The 25,210-nt window shown below is 65.9% G+C and carries 34 protein-coding genes and 1 tRNA gene; 13 read left to right on the plus strand and 22 right to left on the minus strand.

Going from position 1 to position 25,210, the window contains the following annotated elements; genetic code table 11:
- Positions 1-128: 128 nt before the first annotated feature.
- Positions 129-204 (plus strand) — tRNA-Lys (locus OY559_RS06800).
- A gap of 115 nt (positions 205-319) precedes the next feature.
- The gene (locus OY559_RS06805) at positions 320-1,222 is read left to right on the plus strand and encodes an AbiTii domain-containing protein (RefSeq protein WP_277729298.1); all 903 of its coding nucleotides are present in this window, start codon (positions 320-322) and stop codon (positions 1,220-1,222) included.
- Here the strand turns inward: OY559_RS06805 and OY559_RS06810 are convergent, their stop codons facing one another.
- The 22 genes from OY559_RS06810 to OY559_RS06915 all read right to left on the minus strand — a co-directional run bounded on the left by OY559_RS06810 (position 1,223) and on the right by OY559_RS06915 (position 13,616).
- Positions 1,223-2,374 (minus strand): site-specific integrase, encoded by a 1,152-nt coding sequence (locus OY559_RS06810; RefSeq protein WP_277729299.1) that lies wholly within the window; start codon positions 2,372-2,374, stop codon positions 1,223-1,225.
- Positions 2,371-2,577: a hypothetical protein gene (locus tag OY559_RS06815; RefSeq protein WP_277729300.1), complete on the minus strand. Its 207-nt coding sequence runs from the start codon at positions 2,575-2,577 to the stop codon at positions 2,371-2,373. The genes OY559_RS06810 and OY559_RS06815 overlap by 4 nt, the downstream gene beginning before the upstream one ends.
- Before the next feature lie 216 nt (positions 2,578-2,793).
- On the minus strand, positions 2,794-3,234 hold the full coding sequence (locus tag OY559_RS06820) for a hypothetical protein (protein WP_277729301.1): 441 nt from the start codon (positions 3,232-3,234) through the stop codon (positions 2,794-2,796).
- A 99-nt stretch (positions 3,235-3,333) separates the two neighbouring features.
- Positions 3,334-5,343 carry a ParB/RepB/Spo0J family partition protein gene (locus tag OY559_RS06825; RefSeq protein WP_277729302.1) on the minus strand — a complete coding sequence of 670 codons (2,010 nt, stop codon included), beginning with the start codon at positions 5,341-5,343 and terminating at the stop codon, positions 3,334-3,336.
- Entirely contained in the window at positions 5,340-6,668 is a 1,329-nt protein-coding gene (locus OY559_RS06830) for an RNA-directed DNA polymerase (protein ID WP_277729303.1), read from the minus strand. The genes OY559_RS06825 and OY559_RS06830 overlap by 4 nt, the downstream gene beginning before the upstream one ends.
- A 29-nt stretch (positions 6,669-6,697) precedes the next feature.
- Entirely contained in the window at positions 6,698-7,138 is a 441-nt protein-coding gene (locus OY559_RS06835) for a four helix bundle protein (RefSeq protein ID WP_277729304.1), read from the minus strand.
- Between the two features lie 26 nt (positions 7,139-7,164).
- Complete coding sequence (locus tag OY559_RS06840; RefSeq protein ID WP_277729305.1) at positions 7,165-7,590, minus strand: Lcl C-terminal domain-containing protein; 426 nt, start codon at positions 7,588-7,590, stop codon at positions 7,165-7,167.
- A gap of 36 nt (positions 7,591-7,626) precedes the next feature.
- Positions 7,627-8,235, minus strand: coding sequence for an Lcl C-terminal domain-containing protein (locus OY559_RS06845; RefSeq protein ID WP_277729306.1), 609 nt, complete (start codon positions 8,233-8,235; stop codon positions 7,627-7,629).
- 10 nt (positions 8,236-8,245) lie between these two features.
- Positions 8,246-8,473 (minus strand): hypothetical protein, encoded by a 228-nt coding sequence (locus tag OY559_RS06850; protein ID WP_277729307.1) that lies wholly within the window; start codon positions 8,471-8,473, stop codon positions 8,246-8,248.
- A complete protein-coding gene (locus tag OY559_RS06855) occupies positions 8,458-8,646 on the minus strand; it encodes a hypothetical protein (protein ID WP_277729308.1) in 189 nt (62 codons plus the stop codon). The genes OY559_RS06850 and OY559_RS06855 overlap by 16 nt, the downstream gene beginning before the upstream one ends.
- Positions 8,643-8,867: a hypothetical protein gene (locus OY559_RS06860; RefSeq protein ID WP_277729309.1), complete on the minus strand. Its 225-nt coding sequence runs from the start codon at positions 8,865-8,867 to the stop codon at positions 8,643-8,645. Before OY559_RS06860 ends, OY559_RS06855 begins: the two co-directional genes overlap by 4 nt.
- 241 nt (positions 8,868-9,108) lie before the next feature.
- Positions 9,109-9,669, minus strand: a complete 561-nt coding sequence (locus tag OY559_RS06865) for a nucleoside triphosphate pyrophosphohydrolase family protein (RefSeq protein WP_277729310.1) — start codon at positions 9,667-9,669, stop codon at positions 9,109-9,111.
- Positions 9,666-9,947: a hypothetical protein gene (locus OY559_RS06870; protein ID WP_277729311.1), complete on the minus strand. Its 282-nt coding sequence runs from the start codon at positions 9,945-9,947 to the stop codon at positions 9,666-9,668. Before OY559_RS06870 ends, OY559_RS06865 begins: the two co-directional genes overlap by 4 nt.
- 1 nt (position 9,948) lies before the next feature.
- Positions 9,949-10,116, minus strand: a complete 168-nt coding sequence (locus OY559_RS06875) for a hypothetical protein (protein WP_277729312.1) — start codon at positions 10,114-10,116, stop codon at positions 9,949-9,951.
- Positions 10,113-10,412, minus strand: coding sequence for a hypothetical protein (locus OY559_RS06880; protein ID WP_277729313.1), 300 nt, complete (start codon positions 10,410-10,412; stop codon positions 10,113-10,115). Before OY559_RS06880 ends, OY559_RS06875 begins: the two co-directional genes overlap by 4 nt.
- Positions 10,409-10,603 (minus strand): hypothetical protein, encoded by a 195-nt coding sequence (locus OY559_RS06885; protein ID WP_277729314.1) that lies wholly within the window; start codon positions 10,601-10,603, stop codon positions 10,409-10,411. Before OY559_RS06885 ends, OY559_RS06880 begins: the two co-directional genes overlap by 4 nt.
- Before the next feature lie 270 nt (positions 10,604-10,873).
- Complete coding sequence (locus tag OY559_RS06890) at positions 10,874-11,143, minus strand: hypothetical protein (protein ID WP_277729315.1); 270 nt, start codon at positions 11,141-11,143, stop codon at positions 10,874-10,876.
- On the minus strand, positions 11,140-11,340 hold the full coding sequence (locus OY559_RS06895; protein WP_277729316.1) for a hypothetical protein: 201 nt from the start codon (positions 11,338-11,340) through the stop codon (positions 11,140-11,142). Before OY559_RS06895 ends, OY559_RS06890 begins: the two co-directional genes overlap by 4 nt.
- Positions 11,340-11,558: a hypothetical protein gene (locus OY559_RS06900; RefSeq protein WP_277729317.1), complete on the minus strand. Its 219-nt coding sequence runs from the start codon at positions 11,556-11,558 to the stop codon at positions 11,340-11,342. The genes OY559_RS06895 and OY559_RS06900 overlap by 1 nt, the downstream gene beginning before the upstream one ends.
- Positions 11,559-11,593: 35 nt before the next feature.
- Positions 11,594-11,998 carry an Lcl C-terminal domain-containing protein gene (locus tag OY559_RS06905; RefSeq protein ID WP_277729318.1) on the minus strand — a complete coding sequence of 135 codons (405 nt, stop codon included), beginning with the start codon at positions 11,996-11,998 and terminating at the stop codon, positions 11,594-11,596.
- 195 nt (positions 11,999-12,193) lie between these two features.
- Positions 12,194-12,844, minus strand: a complete 651-nt coding sequence (locus OY559_RS06910; protein WP_277729319.1) for a hypothetical protein — start codon at positions 12,842-12,844, stop codon at positions 12,194-12,196.
- Between the two features lie 25 nt (positions 12,845-12,869).
- Positions 12,870-13,616, minus strand: a complete 747-nt coding sequence (locus OY559_RS06915; RefSeq protein ID WP_277729320.1) for a LexA family transcriptional regulator — start codon at positions 13,614-13,616, stop codon at positions 12,870-12,872.
- 270 nt (positions 13,617-13,886) lie between these two features.
- Between OY559_RS06915 and OY559_RS06920 the strand changes: the two genes are divergently transcribed.
- The 11 genes from OY559_RS06920 (at position 13,887) to OY559_RS06970 (ending at position 25,157) form a co-directional block, all read left to right on the plus strand.
- A complete protein-coding gene (locus tag OY559_RS06920) occupies positions 13,887-14,237 on the plus strand; it encodes a hypothetical protein (protein ID WP_277729321.1) in 351 nt (116 codons plus the stop codon).
- Positions 14,234-14,800 (plus strand): DUF8585 domain-containing protein, encoded by a 567-nt coding sequence (locus tag OY559_RS06925; RefSeq protein WP_277729322.1) that lies wholly within the window; start codon positions 14,234-14,236, stop codon positions 14,798-14,800. Before OY559_RS06920 ends, OY559_RS06925 begins: the two co-directional genes overlap by 4 nt.
- 246 nt (positions 14,801-15,046) lie before the next feature.
- Positions 15,047-15,232: a hypothetical protein gene (locus OY559_RS06930; RefSeq protein ID WP_277729323.1), complete on the plus strand. Its 186-nt coding sequence runs from the start codon at positions 15,047-15,049 to the stop codon at positions 15,230-15,232.
- A 68-nt stretch (positions 15,233-15,300) separates the two neighbouring features.
- Positions 15,301-16,305 (plus strand): CHC2 zinc finger domain-containing protein, encoded by a 1,005-nt coding sequence (locus OY559_RS06935; protein ID WP_277729324.1) that lies wholly within the window; start codon positions 15,301-15,303, stop codon positions 16,303-16,305.
- Positions 16,302-17,708, plus strand: a complete 1,407-nt coding sequence (locus OY559_RS06940; RefSeq protein WP_343228781.1) for a virulence-associated E family protein — start codon at positions 16,302-16,304, stop codon at positions 17,706-17,708. The genes OY559_RS06935 and OY559_RS06940 overlap by 4 nt, the downstream gene beginning before the upstream one ends.
- A 398-nt stretch (positions 17,709-18,106) precedes the next feature.
- Positions 18,107-18,625, plus strand: a complete 519-nt coding sequence (locus tag OY559_RS06945) for a terminase small subunit (protein WP_277729326.1) — start codon at positions 18,107-18,109, stop codon at positions 18,623-18,625.
- Positions 18,622-20,718 carry a phage terminase large subunit family protein gene (locus tag OY559_RS06950; RefSeq protein ID WP_277729327.1) on the plus strand — a complete coding sequence of 699 codons (2,097 nt, stop codon included), beginning with the start codon at positions 18,622-18,624 and terminating at the stop codon, positions 20,716-20,718. The genes OY559_RS06945 and OY559_RS06950 overlap by 4 nt, the downstream gene beginning before the upstream one ends.
- The gene (locus OY559_RS06955) at positions 20,715-21,011 is read left to right on the plus strand and encodes a Mor transcription activator family protein (protein WP_277729328.1); all 297 of its coding nucleotides are present in this window, start codon (positions 20,715-20,717) and stop codon (positions 21,009-21,011) included. The genes OY559_RS06950 and OY559_RS06955 overlap by 4 nt, the downstream gene beginning before the upstream one ends.
- A 62-nt stretch (positions 21,012-21,073) precedes the next feature.
- On the plus strand, positions 21,074-21,298 hold the full coding sequence (locus OY559_RS06960) for a DUF6148 family protein (protein WP_277729329.1): 225 nt from the start codon (positions 21,074-21,076) through the stop codon (positions 21,296-21,298).
- A gap of 38 nt (positions 21,299-21,336) precedes the next feature.
- Positions 21,337-22,878 carry a phage portal protein gene (locus tag OY559_RS06965; RefSeq protein WP_277729330.1) on the plus strand — a complete coding sequence of 514 codons (1,542 nt, stop codon included), beginning with the start codon at positions 21,337-21,339 and terminating at the stop codon, positions 22,876-22,878.
- Positions 22,875-25,157 carry a ClpP-like prohead protease/major capsid protein fusion protein gene (locus OY559_RS06970; protein WP_277729331.1) on the plus strand — a complete coding sequence of 761 codons (2,283 nt, stop codon included), beginning with the start codon at positions 22,875-22,877 and terminating at the stop codon, positions 25,155-25,157. The genes OY559_RS06965 and OY559_RS06970 overlap by 4 nt, the downstream gene beginning before the upstream one ends.
- Positions 25,158-25,210: the final 53 nt, after the last annotated feature.

The following is a 25,210-nucleotide window of genomic DNA, read 5'->3' on the forward strand; positions in this document are numbered from 1 at the left end:
GGGTAGACTTGCCGCGAGCCGTTTGGTTAATAGGGCGCCGGGTACGGCACCCCACTGATCGAGGATCTCCGCACTGCGGGGGTTCACAGAAAAAGAAGATGCGGTTACACTACGCAGCCAGTTTTTCGGGGCCGTTAGCTCAGTTGGTAGAGCAGTTGACTCTTAATCAATAGGTCCAAGGTTCGAATCCTTGACGGCCCACCAAATAGAACAAGGGGTTACGCCAAAAGCGTGACCCCTTTTTCTTTGCCTCCGTAAAGATCTTCCGTAAAAGTCGAGTTGCCCTACTATGTTTCACGGGGCGTAAGGAGACTGGGGCATGGGACTGATTACCGACATTATTTCGGCCGGACTCGATAGCAGCACGACTGAGCTGCTCAACAAGGCACTAATTGCGGCGACGCGGTTGGGCGATGCCTCAATGGTGGAGTTCGCGTCCAAGGAGCTCAACGGCTATCAGGGATCAGATCTCCCAGACCACCGAAAGCTGCGGGGGCAACTTAAGGCGAGAACGCCATACTCAGGTTGGGAGGTGGCCCCGATCTCCACGGATGACCTGGGGTTCCTTCTGGTGACCAAGTTCAGCGAAGGCGTTGCCGAGATGGAGGACCTTATCTCGACCTCCGGAGCGGGGATGGTTCAGGTGATCCCTGGCCCTGGCCAGCAGCAATTGCTCAGGAAGATGTTCAGCGCCGAGAGCGACGTGACTTTCGCGCAGTTCGTCACCAAATCCGCGGTAGTCCAAAGCCTTCAGCGCAGCAGGTCCATCGTTCTTGATTGGGCCCTGAAGCTGGAGGCCAGCGGCGTAGCGGGTGACGGTTTGACGTTCTCTAGCAAGGAACGACGGGCTGCGCCCCACATCACAAACACGCTCATCAACCATGGCGTGATGTTGCAGCCGCATATCCAGCAGGGTGGCGATGGTGATCAAGCGATGGATCTGGGGCCAGACTTCCAGACGCTGTCGGCACTCATGGTGGAAGTCCTTGGACGCGTGAACGAGCTTGGACCAGCGGCCGCCGAGGCTCAGGCGGACGCCCAGACGGTGTTGGCGCAGATCAACTCCGGCAAGCCGAAAGAGGGCGTTGTGCGAGCCTGCCTGGAGTCTCTGAGGTCGATAATGGAGAACGCTACGGGCACGCTTCTAGCTGACGAGGTCAAGAACAAGTTGGCTCCCTATTTGGTGAGTCTAGGGCCAATGATCGCGGCCCTTGCAGGTTAGTCAGGGGGCGTCCGCTGGCTTAACCAGCGGCACGCTCAGGTCGTAGACGTTCATCATCGGCTCGGTCAGGCCGGCGGCATCTTGCTTGTCGCGCTTGGTGCCCTTGGTGTCGGTGACGCCCTTGCGCTTGAGGTCGTGCAGGCTGAAGCGTTGCTCTTCGGTGATAACGCCGGCCTCAATCGCCTTCAGGATCAGGCGCTGCCAGGCGCTGTCCAAGCCGTCCTTCGTCAGCGGCTCGCCATCCTCGGACAGGAACACGAAGCGATTCTCCGGGCGCAGCTGCTCCGGTTGGCCGCGGCGGGCGATCACGCCACGCCGGTGTGCCAGCGCCGCGTCCCACGCCGCGCGCAGCCGAGGGGACCACTCCACGATGTTGTTGCGGCTGCCCTTGCGGCGATCGGTGCGCAGGCCCTCTGCCTCGCCCTGGGCTTCCACGAGCGTGTTGGTCTCGATGCCGCGCAGGCGGCACAGGTAGCTGAGCTCGGCCACCATCCAGAGGTACGGCGGCTGGGAGCCCTTCGTGTGGGGCTTCAGGGCGCCGCGATCGCGTGAGAAGGCCAGCACGGCGTCGTAGACGGTCTGTGGCGGGAGGCGGCGGCGCCTACGCTCCTGGGCCTGCTCGATGCCCTTGGCGGGGTTCTCCTTCAGTCCCAGGTGCGGGCCGGCCCATTTGTAGACCCGGCGCAGATACCGCAGCACGTGGTTGGCCTTGGACGGGTGACCTTGGCGGACGATCTTCTCGACCAGGCGCTGCACGTTGGTCTGGGTGAGCCGGCCAGCCATGAGGGTGCCGAACTTGCCGCCACCTGTGATGGGGAACTCCTCGATGATCTTCCGGCACACGGTGTAGTCGCGCTGGGTGGCCTTGGCCAGCGTCTTGAACTTGGTGCTGTCATGAAAGGCGGCCAGCATCCAGGCGATCGTGCCGTGGGTGGGTCCGCCTTTGCCTTCCTCGACCAGGCGGTGCAGGTCCGACAGCTTGGCCGTGGGACCGGCGATAGTTTCGCGGGCGGGCCGGCCTTCCTTCTGGATGAACACGTACCAGCGGCCGCGGCCAGACGCATCCCAGTACACGCCGGCTGGCAGCGCTTTCTGGTCGATGTGCGCCGGGATGGTGGGGTTGAATTTGCGCTCGCGGCCGCGTGGACTCACGGTTCGTCCGCACCTTTGTCGGGATCATCCGGGTGGCGCTCGCTGCGCAATGCATGCTTGGAGAATGACTCCATGGCACGCGCCAAGCCCTGCATCGTTTCGACATAGGTGAGGCCGTTGCGTTCGGCCACCTCAAGCACGGCGCGTTCAATGTCGATTTGCGCCAAGCGGACCAACTGTGTCCTGGGATGCCAGTTGCTCATGATCAGATGATGTCCGGTGGGTAAGGGCTGTGGGGGTCTTCGTTTGCAGGCGATAGGCCAAGGGCACGGTTCAGCGCATCTAGGGTAGTCCAGACGCCGCCACGACAGGGCTTGACTGGCACGCCCGCCTTCTCTGCCCACTGCTCCACGTCAGCGCGCCGGGTGTAGCCGCTGATCTGCTGCAGGTCGGAGAACTCGAGAACGGGGCCGATCACGTCAGAGAGCGTCTCGCAGGCGGCTGACCAGCCATTCCGCGGCGCGCAGCTTCGCCGAATCGGGCAGGACCGCGAAGTCGGGGTCATCCGCGATCTGCTCGAGGCAGGCCAGGAACTGCAGCTCAAGACTCAGGGTTGCCGTAGCCGCGTCATCTGCAACCCCTGCAGGCGCGGCCGCCGCGTGACGTGGGCCGCGATCGGGTATCGCGGCCGAACGCTCTGCCCGCTTTCCCCCCCTTCGCGCCCCGAGGTGGTAGGTGATCTGGAGGGTGGATCCTTCGGAGCGAAGCCTGCCCTGGTTGCGCAGCATGCCGACGGCCTTTGCGCGCTCGGGCTGATCGAGGTCGGCCAGGGCGGCGCGCAAGTCGGCGCCGGGCATGCTGCCGCCTGCATCGCGAAGGATGGCGACGATCCGTTCGGCATTGGTCTGGGTGGTGGCCACGTCGATGGTCTCCTGCGTGAGAGGCGCCGGCGGCGGCGCCTCTGGGTGGAAGGCGGGCACGAGGCCCGTGAGGGTGGGGCGGAAGGCGTCCACGGCGCGCTACGGCTTCTTCTTTGCCGGCTTGGCCTTCGGTGCCGCTGCCTTCTTGGCCGCTTTCTTGGCGGGCGACTTCTTGGCAGGGGTCTTCTTCGCCGGTGTCTTTTTGGCGGCCGCCTTCTTCGCGGCCTTCTTGGGCTTGGCGGCGGGCTCGTCCTGCGCGTTGGTCTGCTCGAGCTTATTGCCGTACGACGGGCCGCGCAGCAGCTTCGGCAGCCAGCCGGTGCCGGCCAGCAGCTTCGCGCCCAGCGCAGCGCGTTCGTCCTTCTTCAGGCCGAGCAGCGTGGCCGCTGCTTCCTCCCCCTTGGCCTCGGTGACCGCCTGGGTAAGCAGGTCGGCATGGATCCGGCCGGCGAAGTTGTCCACCTCAGGTGACCAGTGGTCGGCCATGTTGAAGTCGGTCACCTGGTGGATCGCGTCGACGCCGTCGTGGCCGCGATCGCTGCCGGTCCCGCCGTCGAAGTGGGCGACCACCAGCGCGGCCTGCAGGTCGAGACGCCATGCATCGGTCTGCCGCAGCAGGAACGCGAGCGTGTCCTTGCGGGGAACCTGCTTGATGATCTGCAGGCGCTCCGCGATGGCGGCGCTGACGGCCTTGTGGATGTCGGCCTCGGTACGCGGGCCGCTGTTGCCGAACGACAGGTGCAGCCCGTTGTTGCCGTAGCTGTTGGGCCAGTGCGACATCAGCAGACGCTCCAGCAGCACGCAGTGCGCCAGGGTCGAATCCTTGGCCAGCTGCATCGCCGCGGCCGCACTCCGGTGTGCCGAGAGCGTTACGCGCATTGCCTCGGACAGTTCGGGCTTCTTCGCCGGCTTGGGAGCCCTCGGCTCTTCGCTCGGGGTGGCGCCTGCACTCGCTGTCCTCGGCGACGGGCGGAGTTTCGCCCACTGGTATTCCAGGTTGCCGCCATCGCTCAGGTAGACGAGCACGCCGGACTCAGCCTTCACGTCGGCCGGATACGAGGCGATGCAGCGGGCGTCGATGACATCGCGCTCCTCGTACAGACGATCCTGCTCGTCCTGCAGGTCGCGCTGGGCGTCCAGGTCCAGCTCGTCCACATCGATGTCGTCGATCGCATCCAGCCTGGCGGAGATCTCGGCGTGGCGCGCCTCGTCCTGCGGCGACGCGAACTGGTCGTCACCCTTGGCCGAATAGTGGCGCGCGTGGTCGCCGAACGCATGGCGCTCCTGGTGGCTCATGCTCACGCGGGCCTCGACCCATGCCCATCCGTCTGCACGCAGCTGCTCTGCAATCGCCTCGAGACGATCCAGGGCAAGGGAGTCCAGCAAGGGCAGGTCGAGCAGGTACACGTGCTCGGAGAACAGATCCGTTCGAACGCGGCCTCCTGCCTGCTCGTAGGCGTCCAGGCTGACGAACTGCGGCAGCGGGCTGTCGCTGCGCACCGACTCGCGCGTGATGAAGTCACGCAGGTGGGTGGGCGAGCGCTCGTACTCGCCGCGCGCCGTCTCCCACGCTTGGCGCTGCAGCTCGTGGTTGTCGGTGGTGGCCAGGGCTGTCAGCTGGTCGATGTTCATGCCGCCGGCGCGGTAGATCTCGAACAGGTCGGGGCGCACGTTGGCCAGGCGCAGGCGCTGCTCGATGTGGCGCGCTGTCTTGCCGAAGCGCACGGCGATCTCGCCGATCGCCTTGCCCTCGGTGACCAGCTGCTGGAAGGCGACGAACTCGTCGGCCGGGTGCATGGCTTGGCGCATCAGGTTGGCTGTCAGGCCCGCCTCGGTACCGCGCTCGGCTTCGACTACGTGGCACGGCACATTGCTGAGTGCATCAGTCAGGCGACCCTCGTTCTGCAGCAGCTGGAGCGCCTGCAGGCGGCGGCCGCCGTCCTCGACTTCGAACAGGCCGTCGTTGGCTGCGGTCACGACCAGGTTGTTGAGCACGCCCTCGGCCGCGATGCTGGCGGCCAGCTCGTCAACGGCGGTTGCGCCGGTCTTGCGCACGTTGCGGGGGGACAGGCGCAGCTGCGCCAGCGGAATGGTCTGGATGTTGGTCATGCGGTGCGGATCCTCAGAGTGATGCGCCTGGCAGACAGGCGGTGATGGAAGCGGCGCGGTGCCGCGGCGGTACGAAGCCAGGCGAAGCGTCGGCGGATGGCCGCGCGCAGGCGGTGGGTGTTGGCGTGCTGCAGGTGCCCGGCGTAGCTGGACACCACGCAGCGGATGCGGGCGAGATCGTTGGGAGTGGCGCGGATGCGGCCGCCGGCGACGTGGACGCCTTCCCACTCGGCCAGCGCCTTGCGCAGGTGCGCGATGACGCGCGGTCGCGCCAGCGTGTGCGTGGGGTAGATCACGTAGCCCAGGAAGTCCAGACCATCGGTCAGGCGGCGCAGGCGGATCTCCGGCTTGAGTGAGAGCCGCAGCTCGGTGGCGAGGAACTCCACGATCTGCGCCTGCCAGCGCTCCAACTGCTCACGGTCGTGGTGGAAGAGCACGAAGTCGTCGACGTAACGCAGGTAGCGCTTGGCCTTGAGCACGTGCTTGGCGAACTGGTCCAGTGCGTCCAGGTACACGTTGGCGAAGAACTGGGACGACAGATTGCCGATGGGCAGGCCGCAGCCCGGCCGCGCATTGGCGAGCCGCTTGTGGGGCGGCACCTGCGCCAGCTCGTCGGCTGTCGCACGCACCTGCACGCCCGCCTTGCCCGGGTCGTGGCGCAGCAACGCATGGGTCACGCGCAGCGCTTGATCGGGCAGGCCGGCGCGCTGCAGGCGCGGCTTGAGCATGCGCCACAAGGTCGGGCGGTGGATGCTGTTGAAGAAGTTGTGGATGTCCAGCTGCAGGTAGTAGCCGCCGCCCTGGCCGCTGTGCACCTGCCGGGCGAAGGCCTGCGCCCGCCGCACCGCCGCGTGCGTGCCCTTGCCGCGCCGGTTGGCGAAGCTGTCATGGATGAAACGCGGTTCGTAGATCGCCTCCAACTCCGGCACCAGCCAGTGGTGCACGACGCGATCAGCGAAGTCCGGCGCGTGGATCTCGCGCGCCTTCGGGCGTGTGGCGATGAAGCAGGTGGATGGGCGTGGCGACCATGTGCCCGTGAGGATCTCGCGTTCGATCTGGAGCAGCCCGCCCATCCACCGGTCATCGAAGCGCAGCTGGTTTTGGCTGGGCACCTTCTGCCGGCGTGCGCGCTTCCATGCGTAGTACAGCCCCTGCAGCAGCGAGGGCTTCCGTTCCCCTTGAAACTCACCGACGCGGCGCACGGCCAACGCGAACCCGTTGTTGTTGCGGTGGTTGTTGTTGACGTTGCCGTTGTTGAAGTTGACGTTCCACGCGGACGCCGAGGACCAGGCGGCCGCCTCCCCATACACTTGCGACCAGGCCACGCAGCTCGGATGTGGGTAGCGTGGCTTCGTCATCGATTGGCCCCCGCAGAGGCGGTATGGGTACTCAGTTTCTGGCCACGCTGCGGGGCGGCACGACAGCCGCCCGCATTCTGGGCTTGAGGGGAAGGCTGGCGGTTCCACCCGCCGACCTGCGCGCCGAGCTCTTCAGCCTGGCGTGCGAGGTGCTCGAAGTGACGGAAGCTGCGGAAGGCCTTGATCAGCTTGGCCGTCTGCATGTGCTGCTTGAGCTCGTCGACGGCCCACACCAGCTGACCGACCCACCGGCGGCGGTGCGCCTGGTCGCGCCATGCGCGCGAGGCCAGCTGCACCACGGTGCTGGCGGCGCGGCGCAGGTCACTGCCGATCTGGTACTTGTGGTAGCGATCGAAGCCGCGCACGAACTGCTCGATGTCCACGAGCAGGCGCTGTGCGGCCTTGATGATCGGCGGCGGCTGGTAGCGGGACGTCATCGGTCAGATCAGGTCAAAGGGGCCAATTACTGACCGACGCGGCGCACGGCCAACGCGAACCCGCCGTTGCTGCGGAGGTAGGCGTTGACGCCGCCGAGGCTGAAGCTGACGCTCCACGCGGACGCCGAGGACCAGGCGGCGGGCGTCTTGCTCCAGTACCAGTCGTTCTGGATGTCGCGGAAGAACACGGTGTCGATGGCCGGGTTGTAGCGCTCGCGGTCGACCAGCAGCTGCAGCTCGTCGATGGTCGGGAGATCCCAATCGGTGGCGCCGAGCAGGTCCAGCGCCACGGCCTGCGCTTGCAGAGACTCCTGGTCGGCCTCTTCCTCGTTGATCTGTGTGGCGGTGAAGATCAGGCCGTGCTCGGGCAACTTCACGGCGACCCAGTCGGTCGCGTCGGCGGGCAGTTCCTGGCCATCGGCGGCCAGCTTGATGAGGGTGGGCTTTTTCATGGTGTGTGCTCCTGGATGGAAGGGCAAAGGGGCCAACTACTGACCGACGCGGCGCACGGCCAACGCGAACCCGAGGTCGTAGCGGTGGAGGTTGTTGATGCGGCCGAGGCTGAAGTCGACGCCCCACGCGGACGCCGAGGACCAGGCGCAAGGCGTGCTGGTCCAGTGCCAGCGCGGCTTCACGCGCGGGAAGAGGTTGGTGTCGATGGCGGGCTCGTGGCGCGCGTCGTCGACCAGGCTGGCCAGCTGTGCGCGCGTGGGCAGGAACCAGTCCTCGTAGCCCAGCAGCGTGTATTCCCTTGCCAGCTCGACGCACTTGTCATGCGACATGCCACTGTCTTCGTCGTTCGGATCGCCCAACGACTCGACGGACCACATCAGGCCCGCATGGTGATCGATCACCGCGACATGGGTGTCACGCGGATCCTCGGCGGATACTTCTGTGCCGTCGGCGAGGACCTTGCTGAAGCGCGCGGCGGTGGCCTGCGCCTTGGCTTGGGTCACCGCCTCGTTTACGAGTTCAGCGACGGCGTTGCGGTCGACGTTCACCTCCAGCGGAGCCACGACCGGGCGGGCGGAGTTGGCTTCGGGCTGCGGGTACAGGTTGAGCGTCACGTGCTCGGTGTGGATGGTGATGTTGTCCATGGCGTGATCCTCAGTGGCGCCGGTCGGTCGGCGTGATGGCGTGCTGGGGCATGGCGCGGTCAGGGATCGGCTTGCCCTGGTCGGCGAGCTGCGTCTCCAGCGCCTCGATGTACTGCTGGTCGGCACGCCACTGCTTTTCAAGGCGCTCGAAGTGGTTGGCGTCGATGGGCAGGCCTTTGCCTTCGGCGGCGTTCGCAAGCGCACCGAGGGCGTCGGGTCCGGTCAGTTCTTTGGGCATTCGGGTTCTCCAGGCGGTGGTTGGTCCTTCGCCAGGTGCAGCTGGATGCGTTCCAGCAGCAGGCGAGGGCAGTGGTGGTCGGGTAGGTCGTGGAAGACGCGCTCGGCGTCTCGCAGCAGCTGGTTGGCACGCCTCAGTTGCTTGCCCAGGCGCGGGGCGGACGGCGCGGTCATTCCTCTTCGTCTGACAGCCGCCGTCGCTTGCGTTCGCGGTTCTGCCGCTTGATCAGCAGCAACTTGGCGCGCTCGATGGCCTTCATCGATTTGCCCTCGCGGATGGGCGTGTTGCCGAGCACCTCGATGGTGTTGCCCTTCTTCTTGAGAAAGCGCTGTAGATCGCCGGCGATCGCGTCGCTCTCGGCCTGTTTCTGGCGGCTGCGGGGCGGCAGGATCACGGCCGCCTCCCGCATAAGTGTCGACCCGTGGCATCTAGCCGTGGTGTGATGCCGCCCATTGCGGTCGAGAGGTATTGGCAACCCGTTGCCTGATCGACGTGCAGCCCAAGTCCGGATCGCTCGCGTGCGTCATGGTTGTCGGTTTCGTCGAAGCCGATTCGCAACCACGAAAACAGCGCGCTGAGCAGGAAGTAGACAGCTACGCACCAGAAGAGGTCGCGCTTGAGCTCCTGATACGCGCTCACGGTGACACCTCGCTTGCGCTTCGCTGGGGGCACTCCGGGTACGCGCACGGCGCCCCGTCGCTCTGCGTGCAGCCCGGGTGAGAACAGGCGCCGCGGTCGAGGAGGTCGATGACACTGAGTCCACCGCAGATGTCGAGCAGCATCATCGCCATGTTGGCCACGTCAGCGGCGTACTCGCGAATGCCGGGACCGTTGTCGTCACGGACAGCCTTCTGGAGCTTGGCCAAGTGGTAGTAGATTTCGAGAAGCGCGAACTCGGGAGACATCGTCAGCCACCCTTGGCGGTCGCCTTTCCCCGCGTTCGCATGCAGCTCGCTCTCCATGGCTCGGAGGAAGGGTCGAAGCACATCGGCGTACTTTCCTGTCAGCGGTCCCGGGGTCGCGGTGGCAACCAGTGCGCGCAGCTCGACGCCACGCAGGCGCATGAAGTCCAAGAGCTCAACGCCGAACTGCGTGGCGGCCTGCTCGTCGTACTGCTCCTTCTGAAACAACAAGCGGCCCTGGGCTGCGAGCAGGTGATCCAACTGCTGAAGGATTTCGCTGGCACCGGCGATCACTTCGCACCCGCCTGTTCCAGCTCCTGCGCACTCCGCACGCCGGCCTCGGTCAGCGTGATGCGAGTGGGAAATTCGGGTTCGTCGAACGTGACCAGGCCGGCATCGAGCAGGCGGTTGACCGTGCGGCGGGTGAAGGCTTGGAACAGCTTGGGGCCGCTGTGGCGCACGGTGGACGTGCCCAGGGCGACGTAGCCGCCGCAGGCGCGCTGCAGCGTGTGGCTGGGGGTGGCGATGGCTGCGAGCAGGGCGTCGCGCATCTTGGGCTGCAACTCGGGCATGTCAGCTCCAGCGGCCGCCGGCGGCGGCCAGGGTGAGGACGATCAGGGTGGCCAGCAGCAGCCACCCGATGACGCCGGCCGCGCGCAGGCGCATGCGGGTGGGCGGGGTGAAGTCGGGCGTGGTGTGCTGGATGCTCTCCAGCGCGCCCAGGAACGGCGTGCGCTTCATGCGACACCTGCCTGCAGGGCGGCGTGCACATCCTGAATCTCGGCGTCGCAGGCTTCGCGCACGCTCAGCCAGAGGCGCTTGCGGTCTTCGTCGCGCACCAGACGCAGCCGCTTGAGGTTGTCGAGCGATGCCTGGTGGGCGATGGCGACGGCATCGGCTCGCTGCTGCAGGGTGATGCTGTGGTCGGCGGCGCGGGCCTCGGCGTCGGCCAGCTCGCGCTCGTGGCGGCGGGTGACCAGCACGACGAGCAAGATGTGCAGCGCGACGACGGTCGCGGCAAGGATGACGGTGGTCATGCGTGGCTCCTGGGTGCGAGGGCCCACCAACTGCTGGGCTCGATGTCGCGGTTGCCTTTGACGATGCGCACGCCGATGCAGGCCGAGCACGGGTGGTGGTCGCAGGCGCTGTGGTCCTGCAGGTGCAAGTAGGGCGGCAGCGTGGCGTTGGCCACGTCGCGGCGGCGGTCGAAGGCGGGGGCTTCGTTCATGCACGCGGCCTCCGGGTGAGGCGCGCCTCGGCGATCAGCAGGCCGATCACCAAGAGCATGCAGAGCAGCGTGGCCGGACTCATGCGCGCCTCGTCTTGCCGGCGCGGATCGCGACATCGCAGGCTTCGTCGTAGGCTTGTGCGAACGTGACCTCGCCGCGAGCGACGCGGCAGGGTTGCGCCGCGTCATCTACGCAACCGCCCGTGTTGGCGGCGTGGGACGTCACGTAGAGCGGGCACGCAGGCACGCCCGGGCATTCCGTCGACACGATCACTTCGCACCCCCGAAGCGGGCGAGGGCGGCGGCGTACCGCGCGTCGGCCTCGCGACTGCGCTGGTAGAGCGGGCCAGGCTCTTGGCGTTGGCGTTCGTCCGAGCTAGCCCATGCCGTCTGCGCACTGTCGCGCTCGCGGCATGCCTCGATCAGCTCGGCGACAGCAGCGCCAACCTGCGCCAGCGCCCACGCCTGCGAGCCCTCGGGCGCGTCCGCATCGGCGCCGGCGCGCTCCAGAGTCCCGGCGATGTCTACGGTGGCGTTCATGCCGCACCTCCTTGGGCGCGCTCGGCCTGCCTGCGCAGCAGCCGGATGTGGCTGGCCACGTAGTTGCCGGTGCGGCCGTGCTGGTTCTCGGAGATCACCAAGCGCGTGGCATCGCGGCGCAGGTTGGGCAGGCCGGCGCGGTCCAGCTCGCGGTGGGCACGGCGCACGGCCTCCAGGTCGATCGCGAAGGTGGCCATCAGCGTGCCTCCCTGGCCAGCTCGCGGGCGCGCACTTCCTCGCGCTCGCTGCGTACGTGCAGGCGCGGCACATGACGGCGGTTGTGGCCCGCGCGCAGCTGTTCGGCGTGCGCGTGGTCGTGGTTGCTGCAGGTGCGCAGGCAGCGCGCAGCGGCGTGCGGAAGCGGGACCAGCGTGTCGGTCTGCTGGTCGTCGGACATGGTGCAGGCGTCGAACATGGCAGCGTCTCCGGTCAGGTAGGCAAAGGGGCCGATTACTGACCGACGCGGCGCACGGCCAACGCGAACCCGCCGTTGGTGCGGCGGCCGTCGGAGACGTAGCCGTCGTAGAAGAGGACGAGCCACGCGGACGCCGAGGACCAGGCGCACAGGTCACTGCTCCAGAACCAGCCGCCCTTGATTTCGGGGAAGGCGTTGGTGTCGATGGCCGGGTCGAAGCGGGTGATGTCGACCAGGGTGAGCAGCTCGGCGCGGGTGGGCAGGCGGAAGCCGCCGCCGTCGTGCTCGACTGCGGCGCAGGCGTCGATCGCCTGCTGGTGTTCGTAGCGACCGGCCAGCGGCGTGCGCAGCCACTCCAGGCCGGTGGTCGTGTCGACGACGGTCAGGCTGGTGGCGGCATCGCCGGTGGGGTAGGTGAAGCGGGCTTCGGCATTGGACATGGCGCTCTCCGGATGAAGGGAGGGCGCCGGCGGGTCAGTGCTGGGGCCGAGGGGTGCGGCCTGTCAGCGGCCGGAAGGGGGTCCGGCAGGGTGGCGACCCGCCGGTCGCCCGCCAGCTGGTGGGCTGGCGAGCAGAAGTTAGGCGCACCTAACTCGATTGTCAATAGGTGTGCCTAATGTATTTTTAGGCCGAACTTACAAATCCCGACCGCCGAACTGTTTTTCGAAGTCGTCCATTGCTCGTTTTTCGGCGAGGGCGCCCTTGGTGGTCGTAATGACGATCAGCCCCTCGTCAGTCGTCGATAGGGCGCTGTGATAGGTAACGGAAACACCACCCTTCAGCGACCAGGTTGCCTCAGTAGTCTCAAACGTAGCGCCCATCCGGTTCTGGGCTTTCGGATGTTCGATGGAGGTTGGCGTACCGAATTTCTCCGTAAGCTCGGCAAGGTCGTGAGTCTGACCAGCCAACCCCAATGTATGAACCGTCATGTAGTCTGCCTTTCCATCGACGATCCTTACACCGAGGCTACCTCTCTTCGACATAGAGGGTCGTTCCTGCAGCGGGAACAATATTGAGACGCTCTCACCTTCCTCGATGGGCTTCCCGATGTTCCTAAGGCTTTGTATGAAACAGGGGCCGCTTTCGTCGGACCACATGGCATTCTTGTACTCGCGTTTGGTCGCGCGCCGATCTGCGCTCATGTAGTCACGACCTTCTCGCCAAGTGCATTCGGGGACCGTGAGCGGAACCCCAAAGGGGATCCCAAATACTGCGAAGCTGCCGTCTTGTGCCGTGGCGGCGCCGGCAAGCAGTAAGAGTAGGGGGGCGCTGGCAAACCTAAGCATCGAATCTCTCCCTTGAGTTAGTGTTCTACCCGCCCTGTCGGTAAATGAACTCGCCCCGGATCCTTAGGAGGTCTGCGTGTTCAGGGCTTATGCGCTCGTCCGGGAAACGACGCTTGTCAGGATTATTGCTCTCGAGTATCCAGCTGCCATCGATATCGCGCCTAAGTCGTTTGATCTTCATGCCATCTGGATGATCGATCAAAAAGATTGCCCCAGATTTTGGCGTGGTCTTCCTGCTGTTGAACAGCACTATGTCGCCGTCAACTATGAAGTCAGCCATGCTGTCGCCATCAGCGAACACGCCGATGACGTCGTCGGACTGCACGCCATACCGTTTGAACCACGCAGCCTCTTTAATGAGGGGTGCGCGGGGTTCGAGTTCCCATGCGACTGCCCCGCCTCCGCAAGAGCCGTACGCGTCGATCATGTGAATCGGGCCGTAGGCGTCGCGCGCGTACTCCCAGTCAGAATTGTCGGGCTCGAAGACCTTATAGATCTCGCGCGACGCATTGCCGCCAGGCCGCATCGGCCCGCGCCCAGTGTTGAGCCACTCCGGTCGAACGCCTAACGCCTGCGAGATAGGCAGCAGCGCCTTTCCAAGGGACTTGGTGGATCCGTTGAACCATCCATGGACGCTCGGCGGCTTTACCCCTGCAAGCCTTGCCAACTCGGCTGGCTTCGGCGGGTCGAGGAGTTCACTGAGTGCAATATGCAGTCGCCGCGCCAGGGGTGTCGGCGCGGATGACGCTGCGGTGTCAGGTGCTGATTCCATTAGGGAAGCCTAATGCCAGCCGAATTAGGGGTGCCTATTGCATTTCTGTAAGGCATGCCTAATACTCTGTGGCCATGACAGACTCCGACATCATCGATCGCTTGGGTGGTACGGCCGAAGTTGCCCGTCTCTGCCAAGTCAAGCCGCCCTCTGTGAGTGAGTGGCGTCAGAACGGGATACCACCGGCGCGGCGGCAATTCCTCCAACTCCTGCGGCCCGAAGCGTTCCAAGTGGATTGTCTTCAGCCGGTCGGCGAAAGGCAGCACTGACATGCCCGGGGCGCGACGCACGCTGACCGATGCCGAGATCCTGTCCATGCAGCTGAGCACCAGCGCAGCTAAGCGCCTGCGCGGCGAGTGGCCACCCGAACACGACAGGCGCATGGACTCAGTCGCGCCCACGGCGATGTTCCTGTGGCTCGTCCTGGGACTGTGTGTGGTCGGCTTGGCCGGCACGTTCCTGTGGGAAGCGCTGGGCTGGGCCGAAGAACACTGCGGCGATCGCACCCACACCGGTGCGGGCATGGAATGCGCGCAGGGTGGTGCACACGAACCGCGTGGGGAAGGGAAGGATGTTGGGCATGGCGCGCAGTCTGCTGCGCCGCCTGGGGGTAGCGCATGAAGCCCGTGCGTCAGTTCCTGCCCCCGCGCCAGTCCGTTGTCTACGGACACACGCGTCGCATGCTCGACCAGACCGCGACCAACTATCAGTCCTTCGCCATGGCGTTGGCCGACAGCTATCTGAGCAGTGTGGCGCCGGACGTGCGCGGCGTGCCATTCCGCCTTGGCGATGACCCCTCCGCCGACATGAAGCACAACGCACAGATTCTGCGCCGCTATCTCGATGGCACGGTCAAGGCGCTGCCCGCAGACCTGGAAGACGCGTGGGTGATGGCATTGCCGGAGCCCTATCGCGGTGAGTGCGAACGTGACCTGTCGCGGCGACGTGGCCTGTTGGTCGTGCATCAACTGCAGACCGACGAGGCGGGGGAGGCGGTGGGTCTTGCGCGGCTGCTGCTGGAGTTCGGGCAGTTCGTCGAGGCCCTTGGCCCCGCGCTCGCAGATGGCCGCATCAGTGAAGCCGACGCGCAGTTCGCGCGCCGCATCCTCAACGAATCCGACGACCTGATCAGCGCCGTGCTGAGCGTGCGGCGACAGGTACAGAACATCCTTCCGGGGGCATAGACGCATGCACAGGGGGAGTCACTACCGCCCGCTCGTACCGGGCTTGCCGAATGCACGCCGCTGTGCGCCTGGACTTCTGGCAGCGATGGCTGCGCTGTATGGCGACACGTTGCCCGTCCTGTCGCACGAAGAGGCGCTTGCCGAGCGCGAGCGGATTCGATGCGAGGATGAAGCGCGGCGCTCAGCACAAGGCGTCTTGCCGTTGCGGGGTAGCGCGTGAGCGTGAGCCGTTGCATGCACCACGCCATGGCAATCGCCCAGCAGCCGCGAGCCGACTGGGGTGAGGCGAGCGAGAAGCTCCCCGAGATCTGCCCGAACACCGACTGCACGGGTGGAAAGGGGTGCAGGGAGCGCGTACGCGACTACCTGCGAACCCAGTACCGCATGCAGTCCAGGCGCGACGCCAACCGTCGCGGGACGGTGCGCACGTGAGCCGGCAAGATCTGGACGTCGAAGCACTCAAGGCCGGCGTCGACCTGGTCGCCGTAGTCGGGCGCTACGTGCAGCTGCGAAAGCAGGGACGTGAGTACGCCGGCCTATGTCCGTTCCACGCCGAGAACAGCCCGTCTTTCACCGTCAACCCCGGCAAGGGCTTCGTGCATTGCTTCGGCTGCGGGGCACATCACGACGTGATCGGCTTCCTGATGCACATCACGGGATGCGACTTCAAGGAGGCGTGCGTACAGCTCGGCGCGCGGGAGTTCTCGTCGGCGCGCGATGGTGTGCGGATTGAGGTCGAAGAGCCCCTCGACGTGACCTGGGTGCCGCTGATGCCAGTGCCTGAGGATGCCCCGGAGATCATGTCGACCGGTGGCTGGACGGTGCCGATCTGGAATCCGAAGCGAGGACGCGTGACGCGCCTCAAGCCCACCCGGTTGGATGCGTACCGCGATGCCAGCGGCGAGCTGCTGGGCTACGTGCTGCGCGCCGACATTGTCGATTGCGCCACCGGAAAGACGAAGAAGTGGACGCCGCAGGTGACGTGGTGCGTGGGGCCAGACGGGAAGCGTCAGTGGTGCCTGCAGCACTTCCCGCGCCCTCGGCCGCTGCTTGGCCTCGACGCCCTGGCGGCGCGACCGCAAGCGCCCGTGTTGGTCGTGGAGGGCGAGAAATGTCGCGCGGCTGGCGCTGACGCGTGGCCGCAATACGCGGTGATCAGCTGGCCAGGCGGGAGTCATGGCGTTACCAAGGCGGACTGGTCCCCGTTGGCGGGTCGCGATGTCGTGCTGTGGCCCGATGCGGATGCCGCCGGCGACAAGGCCATGCGTGGCTGGAGCAACGATGGCGGCGCCTATCAGCCAGGCATCGCGCAGCTTGCGGCGCGGGTGGGCGCTCGTTCCATTCGCATGATCGATACGGCCGGCCGGCCGCACGGCTGGGACGTCGCCGACGCGCTCGAAGTTGAGGGATGGACGCCACGTCAGCTGGCGGCGTGGGCCGCCGGTCGTGTGATCGAACTCAACGTGGTGCGCCCTGGCGCGCAGCCGTCAGCAGGGCAGGCATGACATTGGCGGCACGTAAATCCATGACGGTCATCGACGGCGGAAAGGGCAGTGGCCCACCGGACGGCGGTGCACCAGACCCGAATGCATGGGTGCAGCAGCTCACGCGAAACCGTGACGGCAACGTCGAGGGCACTCTGCACAACCTGCTGCTGATCCTGGAGAACGACGAGCGCTTGGCCGGGTTGTGGTGGCTCAACGAATCCAGCAATCAGGTGGTGCTATCACGCGACCCGCCCTGGAAGGGGGGTAACCGCGACGAGTTCACCGACGCCGACAGCTGCGAGCTGGCGGCCTGGTTGCAGGACCCTGACACCTACTGGGTGAAATGCGGCGATGAGACCGTGCTCAAGGCGGTGATCGCCGTGGCGCGTCGACACCGGCGGCATCCCATTCGCGAGTACCTGACGGGCTTGAAGTGGGATGGCCAGCCGCGCGTCGAGCGCATGCTGGTGGATCTGTTCGGTGCGCCGGACAACGCCTACAGCCACGGCGCAGCCCGATGTTTCATGGTGGGCGCCATCGCGCGCGTGCTGTGGCTCGACGCCAAGCAGCCCTTCGTGGGGGCGCAGGTGGACTTCATGCTGGTGCTGGAAGGCGAGCAGGGCAAGCGCAAGTCGAGCGCACTGCGGGCCCTGTTCGGAAGCAACTGGTTCGTGGAGACATCGGAGTCTCCCAGCGGCAAGGATTTCTACCAGGTCATCCAGGGATGCTGGGGTGTCGAGATCGGCGAGATGGACAGCTTCTCGAAGGCCGACGTGACCAGCGTCAAGACCGCCATCACCCGACGGGTGGACAAGTTCCGTGCGCCGTATGAGCGTGTGCCGCGATCCTATCGGCGTGAATGTGTGTTCGCCGGAACGACCAACGAGCACCAGTACCTGCGCGATCCGACCGGTGGGCGACGCTTCCTGCCTGTGCGAACCGACGGCGAGGTATTGATCGACGAGATCTCGCGGCAACGCGACCAGCTATGGGCTGAGGCGGTCCACCTCTTCGATGAGGGGACGGCATGGTGGGACCTTCCGGCAGACGCCGCGGACGAACAGGCGGCGCGCTATGTGGGCGACAGCTGGGAAGATCGGGTCGAGCGCTGGGTCGATGGCCGCGCGGCCGAGGAGCGATATCCCACGCGACTCAAATTCAACGCGGGTAAGCCCGAGTGGGTGACGACCGACGAGATCCTGTGCCATGCCATCGGCATGGATGCAGCCAAGCACGGCCGGCCAGAGCAGATGCGCGTAGCCAACATCATGCGGTCACTGGGGTTCGAGCACCACCGTGAGCGATGGCCGGATGGCGGACGTGAGAGGCGCTGGTTTCGCGCCAGCGTAGACGTCAAGACCTGGATCGCTGACCAGCGGGGCAAGCCTGTCCAGGGAGGTGAGGATGCGCCCGACTTCTGACCCAACCTCCTGCGATCTGTCCCAACCTGCCCAACCTCGTGTCCCAACCTCGGGCGTTGTGCCGTGGGCGTTGCCCAACCTGCCCAACCTTTCTCGCGTGCACGCATGGGGATTGCACAGCCATTCCTTCAATCCTAACAACTCAAACAGGTCAGGCAGGTTGGTCAGGTTGGGGCAGTCTTTGTGGCGCAAGGGTTTCGGGTGTCCCAACCTCGGCGATGAGGTCGGACAGGTTGGGCAAGCGTCGTGTTCCACGGGAATCCAGCGCGCTGCGGCCGCGGGGCTCGCCTCGTTCAGGTTGTTCAGGTTCGGCCACGGGTCCTCCCCAGAGGGTGCCGTCACGGGTAATTCGGACCCCGGTTGCTCCCTAGTCACAGGGGCTTTCCTAGGGGGTTATGGTGATTGATCTGGATGCCCCGTCCACCCAGATCTCGTTCGGCGAGCTCGTCGGCATCTCCCAGCCTGCTGTCAGCAACCTGCTGTACCGCGAAGTCCTGCGCGAAGGCGCACCGCTGCGCGAGTGGCTGCTGGCGTACACCGATCATCTGCGCGAGATGGCCGCCGGTCGCGGTGGCGAAGGCAGCCTGGTGCTGGCCACGGAGCGCGCGCGACTGGCGCGGGAGCAGGCCGACAAGGTCGCTATGCAGAATGCAGTGACCCGCGGAGAGCTGGCGCCTGCGCATCTGCTGGAGGAGGTGCTCGCGAAAGCTGGCGCTCGCGCGGGGAGAATCCTGGAGACGATCCCGGGTCTTCTTCGCCGTCGACTGCCGGGACTCACGTCCGATGACATCGCCGCCGTCACGCTGGTAGTAGTGAAGGCGCGCAACATCGCTGCCAAGATGCGCCTGGCCGACGTGGACGCCGACGACGACACGAGCGATACCGTCGACCTGGCCGCCGAGGTCGCTGGCGAATGAGCATCCTGCGCGGTATCGATCCATCGCAGCTCGAGGCCGTCGAGCGCCACCTGCAGAAGGGACTGGAGGCGTGGTCGGTGAAGGAGCCGCTCACGCTGGAGCAGTGGGCACGAGACAACTTCTACCTGTCCGCAGAGTCGAGCTACGTCGAGCAGAGCTGGACGCCATGGCCGTTCCAGAGAGCCGTCCTCGCCGTCATGAGCAACGACGATGTTGTGGCCGTCGACCTCAAGAAGTCTGCGCGCATCGGCTACACGAAGATGCTGCTGGCCTCGGTGGGCTACAACGCCGAGCATCGGCGGCGCAACCAGTGCGTCTGGCAGCCGACCGACGACGACGCCGAGGACTTCGTCAAATCTGAGCTCGACCCGATGTTGCGCGACGTCGAGGCGATGCGCGCGGTATTCCCGTCCTACCTGGCGCGGCACAAGGACAACACGCTCCAGCAGAAGAAGTTCATCGGCTCGATGGTGCGCGTGCGCGGCGGTAAAGCCTCGAAGAACTACCGCCGCATCTCGATCGACGTCGGCTACCTCGACGAGCTAGACGCCTTCGACAACGACATCGAGAAGGAGGGCGCACCGGACTCCTTGGCGTTCAAGCGCCTGGAAGGCGCCACGTTCCCGAAGTTCATCTGCGGCAGCACGCCGAAGCTCAAGGGCTTCAGTCTGATCGACACACGCTTCACCCTGGCGGACGAGCGCTTCACGTTCCAGATTCCATGTCCGCAGTGTGGCGTGCGGCACGCACTGAGTTGGGGTGGAAAGGACGAGCCGCACGGATTCAAATTCGAGCGCGACGACGCCGGCAACGTCCTCACCGTGTTCCATATGTGCCCTCACTGCACGTTCCCACTCGCCCAATCGGGCTACTTGGCTGCAGCTGAGGCAGGGGAATACGTCAACGAGCGGGGCGACACGTGGCTGCGCGCGGACGGCAAGTTCACTACGCCCGCAGGTGAGTCGCTGCCGGCACCGCGCCACATTGCCCTCCACGTCTGGACCGCGTACAGCCCCGCCGTGTCTTGGCAGCAGATCGTCAACGAGTTCCTGGCTGCTTACGCCAAGCAGCTCGAGGGTGACGACACGAAGATGAAGGCTTGGGTCAATACGACCTTGGGCAACGCCTGGGAAGGCGAGGTCGAGCGCACAGACGCGGAAGAACTGAAGCAGCGAGCCGAGCCGTTCCCGCTGAAGCACATGCCGCGGGACTGCCTGCTGCTGCTGTGCGCCATCGACACCCAGGACAACCGGCTGGAGCTCGCCGTGTGGGGCTACGGGCGCGGCGGTCGTATGTGGACGATCGACCACCGTGTCTTCTTCGGCAATCCGGCGCAGCAGGACATCTGGATGGAGGTCGAGGAGTTCCTGCGCACGCAGGAGTACAGCCACGCCAGCGGCAGGCCTCAGCGGATCTACGCGACGGCGATCGACTCCGGCGGCCACCACGCCGATGCGGTGTACGCCTTCGCGCACCGGCTCAAGGCGCTGCGGGTGCATGCGGTAAAGGGCGCCAGCGGCCGCGAGCGCTCCATCGAGAATGGCAACAGCCGTGTCAGCTACAGGTGGAATGGCAAGATTGAGAAGCTCGGCCCGGTGCTGTGGCACGTGGGTACGAACCTAGCCAAGGATCGCTTCCAGAGCCGGCTCGAAGTGGCTGCCCCGGGACCTGGCTACGTCCACCTGTCGGCTGATCTTTCCGCAGAGTGGTTCAAGCAGCTGGCGGGCGAGATCCGCGCAACGCGCCGCATGGCCCATGGAACGGAAACCCGCTGGACGCCGACGCGCAAGCGCATCGAGGTGAAGGATTGCCTCACGTACACCATTTGGCTCGAAGAGCGCCTTGATCTCTGGGCGCCGCGAAAGAACCGGTGGTGGGACGAGCTGGAAGTGCAGGTCCAACCGGAGGATGACTTGTTCTCCTATTCAATGGATTCCCGTGAAACACCTCCCGTCTCCAAGCCGGCCACGACACGGATGGCGCCTCCTCAAATTCCTGAGCCGTTAGCCTCTGCCCCGACGCGCGTGGATTCCCGTGAAACACCGCGCAAGGAAGATGACTTCGGCTCGGGCCGGTGGAGCAGCCGCCTGTGAGTCGCAACACTGCCCGCGCAAGAGCCCGCATCGATCAGTTGTCCGACGAGCTCGCCATCGGCGCCGCCATCCGTCTGCGGACGGACGCCGACCAGATCAAGGCCATCGTCGACGCTGTCGTGGCCTACCTAGTTGAGGAGTATCCATCCCAGGATCTCTACATCCCGTCGGCTGTGACGTACCCGGTGGATGAGATCCGCGCCGACTTCAAGACCATGTCCATGCGGGCGCTGTGCCGCAAGTACCGCATCAGCCGCCAGACCGTCTACCGGCTGCTCGACAGCGAGGTGTGATCACGCGGGGTGCGTACGTTTCCCCGAGATTGTGCGCACTCGGTTCGGCAACCTAGCCGCCCATGAGCTTCGCCACCGAACAAGTTGCCCTGTTGCAGGACGCCTACCGAAAGGTCGTGTCTGGTCAGGCGGTGCGACTGGGCGAGCGCCAGCTGACACGCGCTGACGCGAACTGGATCAGCGCGGAGCTCGACAAGTGGATGCGCCGCGCCAACGCGGAGCAGGTCACCTCCGCTGGCGGAACGGCGGGCGTCGCCATCGCCGATTTCAGCGGGTGCCGCCGTTGAGCACGCCTGTCGCGAGGCGCATGCCACAGCTGTCCCGAATGGCGGCCGCTTTCGACCGCGCACTCTTGCAGTGGGCGCCAGGTTGGGCGGCGTCGCGGGCGCAGCACCGCATCCGGGCCGTCGCCTATCGGCAGGCCTATGAAGCGGCCGAAGCGACTCACCTTCGTGGACAGGCGCGCGAAGCCGGCAGCGGCAATGCGATCGTCTCCCTGACCGGCACCGCGCTGCGGAACCAGGCGCGTCACCTCGATCGCAACCACGACATTATCAGCGGTGGCCTGTCCACGCTGGTGCAGAACATCATCGGGCCGAGCGGCATCAACATTGTGCCCACCCCGCGCGATGCCGACGGCAACGTCGTCGAGTCCGTCGTCGACCAGATCATGCCGCTGTACCAGGCATGGGCGAAGCGGCCCGAAGTCACCTGGATGCACGACTGGGCGAGCGTGCAGCGCCTGCTCGCGCGCACCTGGCTTCGTGACGGGGAAGCCTTCGCGCAGGAGCTGCGCGGGTTTGTTCCTTTCCTCGAGCACGGTTCCGCCGTCCCGTTCTCCCTTGAGCTGATGGAGCCAGATCTCGTCCCCCTGGACCTGGACGACAGCGCACGGCGGATCCTCCAGGGCGTGGAGCGCAATGCGTGGGGCAGGGCGGTCGCGTTCCATGTGTACAAGCAGCATCCGGGCGACGCAGCCGTGTTCCGCCCGGAGACAAAGCGCGTGTCGGCGGACCTGATCCGCCACGTGCGCACCATCGATCGCATCGGCCAGGTGCGTGGCGTGTCCATCCTCGCGTCGACCTTCACGCGTATCGAGGACCTGAAGGACTACGAGGAATCCGAGCGCATCGCAGCGAAGATCGCCGCCAGCATGGCGGCGGTCATCATCAAGGGTGACCCGACCCTGTACGACACGGAAGGATTCGCGAACGCCGGTAAGCGCAAGATGCGATTCCAGCCCGGCATGGTCTTCGACGACCTCCGGCCGGGTGAGTCGGTCCAGTCGATCGACAGCAAGCGACCGAACCCGAACCTGGAGCCGTACCGAAACGGGCAGCTGCGCGCGATTGCCGCGCCGATGCGCATTTCGTTCTCCTCGCTGTCGAAGAACTACAACGGCACCTACAGCGCCCAGCGGCAGGAGCTGGTCGAGCAGTACGGTGCCTACGGCGTGCTCGCTTACGAGTTCGTTTCCCAGATGGTGCGCCCTGTGTACGAGCGCCTCATCGCCATGGCGGTCGTTTCCGGCGAGCTCGTGCTTCCGCCTGGCGTCACCTTGGCGAGCGCCATCGGCGCGGACTACCTGCCGCCGCCCATGCCGTGGATCAACCCGGTTCACGAGATGGAAGGCATCACCATGGCGGTGCGTGGCGGCGTGAAGTCCTTGTCTCGCGTCATCGCCGAACGCGGCGACCGCATGTACGACACCCTCGAACAGATTGCCCTCGAACGGCGCTGGGCCGAGGACCTGGGAATCGTGCTTGACACGGATCCGCGGCAGGTTTCCGCCGCTGGCCTGATGCAAGCCCGCGCGCCCGGTCCACGTCTGCCGACGGAAACCATCGAACAGGAAAAAACGCCATGAAGACCTGTGTGCTCGCCACCTGCATCCTGGGCGCTATTTACGCGCTCGACAACGTCGGCCTCGACCAGATCGCACCCGACGCGCGAGGCCGTTCGGTGCTTGCGCTCAATACGGTCAGCACCACGCAGGTGGACCTGCTGATCTACGGGCCGATCGGCGACTACTTCTGGGCAGACGGCATCACCGCTGCCAGTATCGTCGAGCAGCTGGGGCAGGTGACCGCCGGCACCATCAACGTGCGCATCAACTCGGATGGCGGTGTCGTCAGCGATGGCTTGGCGATCTTCAATGCGCTCGCGGCCCACCCAGCCACCGTAAGCGTGACCATCGATGGTGTGGCAGCGTCGATCGCCAGCCTCATCGCACAGGTGGGCACGACCCGCAAGGTTCATCGCAACGCCACCATGATGCTGCACGGCCCGCAAAGCGGCCGCTGGGGCTATGCGGACGACCTGCGCGATGCGGCAGCGATGCTGGACACCATCACCACCTCGATGCTGAGCGGCTACACCGCCCGGGCAACCACGCCTGCGGACATCGAAGCTCAGTTGAGGGACCGCCGTGACCACTGGTACACGGCGGAGCAGATGGTCGCCGCGGGTCTCGCCGACGAGATCATCGAGGCCAACGTTTCGCCTGCGCCCAGCGACGAGGCGGCTGCGGCGGCCCTGCTGTCCTACGTCCAGGCCATCTCCACTTCCGAGCGCAGCGATGTCACGGCATCGCTGCGCCAGTACATCCAGACGACAGTCACCGCGTCTGCCTTCGCCGCGCTCAGCGGAGCTCACCAGAGGGCGGTGTTCGCCCACATCGAGGACTCGACCATGAAGCACCAGTGCAACCTGATCCTCGCGCAGGCCGGCAACCAGCCGTCCTCGCAGGGCAACAATCCCACCCCGGCCCCTGCGGTTGCCGTAGCACCTGCGCCGGTCCCTACTCCGGCTCCCATCGTCGCTACCGACGATCCGATCGCCCAGCTCGCCGCGCGTAACGAGAGCATCCGTGGCGTATTCGCCGCGTTCCATGATGTACCCGGCGTGCGCGAGCTGGAATCCACCTGCCTGGCCGATCCGCGCATGACGGTCGAGCAAGCCCAGGCGCGCCTGCTCCAGCGCCTGCCGAATGGCGCCACGCCGCTGGCGGCCGCGCCGGCGCGCAGCGGAGAAAGTCGCGTGATCGGCGACGAGAACGAAACGCGCCGTCAGCGTGTGGCGGACGGCATCCTCGCGCGTGCCGGCATCCTGACGGGTGAGGCCGCCACGGCGGCACGGCAGGACAACCCCGCCGCACACCAACCGCTGTTCGTGCTGGCGGAACAGTCCTTGATCACTGCGGGCGTCAACACCCGAACGATGGATCGCGACCAGATCTCGCGTATGGCGCTGGCGCAGAGCACCGGTGACTTTCCGCTGATTCTGGAGAACGTCTTGCATCGCATGCTGCTGACGGCCTATCGCCTGCAGCAGTTCACCTGGTCCCGCTTCTGCGCGACTGGCTCGCTGACGGACTACCGTCCGCACAACCGTTACCACATGGGCTCCTTCTCCGACCTCAAGCCGGTGAACGAGGAGGGCGAGTACGAGAACGGCATCCTGTCCGACGCGGCCAAGGAGACCATCCAGGGCAGTCGCAAGGGCCGCATCCTGCAGATCACCCCGGAAGTCCTGGTCAACGATGACCTGGGCGCCTTCTCCCGCCCCACCACGTTCCTCGGCCAGGCGGCGGCACGCACCATCGAGAAGGACGTGTACGCGCTGCTGGGCCAGAACGCCGGCATGGGTCCTCTGATGAGCGACGGCCTGACGCTCTTCCACGCCGACCACGGCAACATCGCGACCTCGGCCGGCGCACCCACCATCGCCCGCATCGATGCCGGCCGGCAGCAGATGGCGCAGCAGAAGGATGTGGGTGGCAATGACTACCTGGACATCCTGCCCGCGATCTTCCTGGGCCCGTTGTCGCTCGGCAGTACGGCACGCGAGCTCAACGCGCAGGAATACAACGACGAAGCGCAGCGCCAGCAGAAGAAGCCCAACGTGGTGCGCGGCCTGTTCGCCGACGTGGTCGATTCGCCGCGTCTCAGTGGCCTGGCGTGGCTGATGCTCGCCGATCCGAACGTGGAGCCCGTCATCGAAGTCGCTTTCCTCAACGGTGTGCAGACCCCGACGCTCGAGCAGGAAGTGAACTTCCGGACCGATGGCGTGAGCTGGAAGGTCGTTCACCGCTACGGCGTGGGCGCGGTCGGCTTCCGCGGCGCACATCGCAACGCCGGCGAGTAACCGCCATCCACCTTGCTCGCGCGCAGGCCCGCGCGTGAGCCCTGAATCGAGGA

The sequence above is a fragment of the Pseudoxanthomonas sp. SE1 genome (assembly GCF_029542205.1).
Lineage (GTDB): Bacteria > Pseudomonadota > Gammaproteobacteria > Xanthomonadales > Xanthomonadaceae > Pseudoxanthomonas_A.